Source organism: Nostoc cf. edaphicum LEGE 07299 (assembly GCF_015207245.1).
GTDB classification, from domain to species: Bacteria; Cyanobacteriota; Cyanobacteriia; order Cyanobacteriales; family Nostocaceae; genus Nostoc; species Nostoc edaphicum_B.
The window spans coordinates 1-3,456 of the sequence record NZ_JADEXF010000685.1 but is presented as its reverse complement, the minus strand read 5'-3'; the positions used below and the strand labels follow the sequence as shown (position 1 = coordinate 3,456).

At 44.8% G+C, this 3,456-nt stretch carries 5 protein-coding genes; 1 reads left to right on the top strand and 4 read right to left on the bottom strand.

Annotated elements, in window-relative coordinates; all coding sequences use genetic code 11:
- From IQ229_RS19000 to IQ229_RS18985, 4 genes are all read right to left on the bottom strand, one after another.
- On the bottom strand, positions 1 to 1,481 hold a 1,481-nt coding region (locus IQ229_RS19000; RefSeq protein ID WP_194046412.1), incomplete at its 3' end, for a ribonuclease catalytic domain-containing protein.
- Between the two features lie 124 nt (positions 1,482 to 1,605).
- On the bottom strand, positions 1,606 to 1,821 hold the full coding sequence (gene rpsR, locus IQ229_RS18995; protein WP_012411240.1) for a 30S ribosomal protein S18: 216 nt from the start codon (positions 1,819 to 1,821) through the stop codon (positions 1,606 to 1,608).
- 2 nt (positions 1,822 to 1,823) lie between these two features.
- Positions 1,824 to 2,018 (bottom strand): 50S ribosomal protein L33, encoded by a 195-nt coding sequence (gene rpmG / locus IQ229_RS18990; protein ID WP_069069844.1) that lies wholly within the window; start codon positions 2,016 to 2,018, stop codon positions 1,824 to 1,826.
- 43 nt (positions 2,019 to 2,061) lie between these two features.
- A complete protein-coding gene (locus IQ229_RS18985; protein WP_194046410.1) occupies positions 2,062 to 2,619 on the bottom strand; it encodes an RDD family protein in 558 nt (185 codons plus the stop codon).
- A gap of 309 nt (positions 2,620 to 2,928) precedes the next feature.
- Between IQ229_RS18985 and IQ229_RS18980 the strand changes: the two genes are divergently transcribed.
- The coding region (locus IQ229_RS18980; protein ID WP_194046409.1) for a hypothetical protein at positions 2,929 to 3,456 on the top strand (528 nt) is incomplete at its 3' end.

Sequence of the window (3,456 nt, the reverse complement as noted above, 5' to 3'; positions counted from 1 at the left end):
CGAAAAGGCAAAGGTATGTTATGAGTTTTACCATAACGAGCCGCAACTTCACCAGCAACAATCATCATTTCTGCTACCAGTTGCCGCGATGGGGAATCGTCCAAAATATCAATGTGGATCTCCTCACCTTTGACTTTGATCGTCGCTTCCGGCATGGTGATGCTAATTGCCCCTTGAGCGTAACGCCAAGCTTTACGCCGCTGTGCCCAAGTTGCGATCGCAGCAATTTCCGGTTCTGCTTGTACCCGCAATTGCAGCATTTCATCTACATCTTCGTAGGTGAGGCGATAAGTCGGCTTAATCAAGCTGGTATGAATGCTGTAATCTTCAACTCCCCCACTTGTGCCTAAAATAATCCCGAAACTGAGGGCGCAACAAACCTTTCCCTGGATCAAACTCATTGGCCCAGTTGCCAACACCTCCGGGAACATGGGAATCATTCCCGTAGGTAAATAGACTGTACTACCGCGCTTTCTGGCTTCCAAATCTAATTCATCTTCCGGTACTAACCATCTAGTGGGATCGGCAATATGCACCCACAAGCGCTCCCGTCCATCGGGTAGAATTTCCCAACTTAGACCATCGTCGATCTCTGTGGTAGTTTCATCATCAATGGTGTAAACCTTCAGGTGAGTCAGATCAAGGCGGTTTGTATCTGAGTCAATCGGCGGGAAATCCAAACGCTGTTGCGCCACTTCTAATACCTTATGAGGAAATTGAATCGGAATTGAAGAACGACGCAGGAACAAGTTTTCATAAGGACTCCAGCAACCCAAATCTACTAATAGTTGAAAAGCCCCTTGGGGTGTTGTGGGTCGTCCCAGCATGGTCATAGTTTCTAATACTGGAGCGCTGGGCGGATAAGCACGAGCTAAGGAGTCATAGTTAACCCCTGTCCGCACCGTGTCAGCTATCAGCGCTGCGTATTTTTCTAGTCCTTCTAAGCGCTGGCGATCGTGGCGCTGCCACTCTACTGCTTCACCTTTGAGCGCCTGCTCTACACGAGTTAAAAATTCCTGCTGTCCTTTAGCTTTTAGTGCCTCTACTTCCAGTTGGTGCTTGCGTTCTGCCACTTGAGCAGCAGTTCTCGGCTCGTAAGCGTCTCCTTTCTGCTTGAAATAAAGTTTGTCGTCTGATAACAAGCAATAGGCGGCGTAACGAGGAGGCGCGGCTGATTCTGAAAATAGCAAATTCGCCATTTGGTCTGGGGTAACTGTTTCCCCATCTTCAACCAGTAATTCCCAAGCCACTTCTAAGCTAGATGGGTCTAAATAAGGCTTGATCTGCTCCAAAAAGCTGGCAATCTCAGAAGCCTTGTAAGTCTGTCCAGTAACTGTATAGGTTATTTGTCTAGGCGCGAGGCTGTGGGATTGACCACGTTCGTCTACCACAAACCAGCGGGTTTTACCGTCTGGACGTTCTACGATGCCCAGACGGCGATCGCCTTGAACCCTAAATTCAACTAGCGTCCCCTTCTCCACAACTCTCGCACTCTAATTTGGTGAACAGTTTAAATAGTTTTAAGTTAGGAGTTAGGAGTTTTGATTCTTAACTCTTTGTACAGACGCGATTAATCGCGTCTCTACTCATAACTCATCACTCTTTTTAGCCTTCCGCATTAATAAATGGCAACAAAGCCACAATCCGCGAACGTTTAATTGCTAATGTCAACTCTCGCTGTTGCTGAGACGTAAGCCCGGTAATCCGACGTGGCAGTATCTTTCCCCGCTCGGTGACAAACTTACGCAATAAATCAACATCTTTATAATCAATTGGTTCTCCTGGCTTGATCGGAGAAAGGCGACGACGGAAATAACTCATCTCTACTTAATTTCCTTGTGAACGGTATGTTTGTTGCAGTGGGTGCAGAACTTTTTCAGTTCTAGCCTGTTGGTGGTGTTGCGGCGATTCTTAGTACTGGTATAACGGTTAACACCAGCAGAACGCTTATCTGGATTTGTCCGGCACTCAGTACACTCTAGTGTGATAATAATGCGGGCACCTTTACTCTTAGCCATAATCTTACAAACAGTGAAGCCTGAAGAGAATTAACACAAATGACTATCTTCTCACATTCCGCCGTATATTTTCAACTAATCTTTTAACTTTTATATCGAGCGAGTAGCCACGACGCGACGAAACGATGAAAGTTCCACAATAGCGATCGTGTAAAGCCTGCCGCATCTGGGTATCAGAGAAGGCAGTTCCACAATCAATTGCTAGGGGAATTACTAGCAGTATAGCAGTGGGATTGGCTCTAATATTGCTCAGGGCAATTGACACTAACAAAGCACCCAAGCCGATAATCGCCTCTCGCTTCACTAGTGAGAGCAAATCTGGAATTCTACCCACTACTTCCCCATCTTCGACTTCCAGCACCTTTAAATCGAACGCCCAACGCCCTAAACTTTGCCCTTGATTGTTGTATACCACCAGCACCCGCAAAATCAGCCAAAATATGACAAAAACTAGGATTTGCACAAATTGAATCCCGATATCGCCGCCTCCCAGTAGGGAACTGATTAACCAAACACCAAGGAAATCAAGTCCCAATGCCATGCCTCGCCGCCCAATCTCAGCCTTGGGATAGTGTTTTTGGGGAAGTCGTTCGATAGTCATACAAAATAAGTATTTTTATTTAGGGGTTGGGAAATAACGATCGCTCCTGTTTTTTATATTAAGATGATGACTTGGCTAGTTGCTGCGCTGTAAAGGAACAAAAACCAGCCAACAAAATTTGTACAGATGGCAACTGCACGACTCAAAAAGAGGATTAAGCACTTAGGGGACTTTTGATACCCTGTAAGTACTCGGTTGGCATTCCATAGAGTAGCCGCTACACGTCATGGATGCAACATACAGTAGCGTTGTACATCTATATTGTATTGTTGTAGAAACTTCATTTTAATTAATTTGGAAGTTGTATCTATGACACATCTGTTTACTAAAACAGCTATTAGTCTGGTGACGACTACTACTTTAGCGTTAGCGATCGGCATAGCCACGAACAACCTAGCTCATGCTGTTGAGTTTAACTTTAATTGGAAAGGAGACACTGGTTATTCAGCGAAAGGTTCATTTAACTACGATACAACAACTGCTCCCAGCGTCATTTCTGAAAAAGGTTCGGGAGCTACGAAGAACTTGCAATCTCTCTCAATTTCCTTCTTTGATCCATTGAGTAATCTGATAAATAGTTTCACTCCAGTGCTTAGTGGGATATCTAACTACGGCTTTTTGAGATTCAACTTTGATAGTACTACCGAGCAAATCTTTGGCTCCTTTGATGTTGGCAAGGATGATGGGCTTCCTGGTGACGCATGGCTTAATAATAATCTCGCACTCATAGCTGAAGGTTTCAGTGATGAGGTTCTAGCGAAAGAATTTGGTTTTAACAATAGGGATGCAACAGGCACAAAGCAAATACTCAATTTAAGTAACAATTCGGTTCAGGCA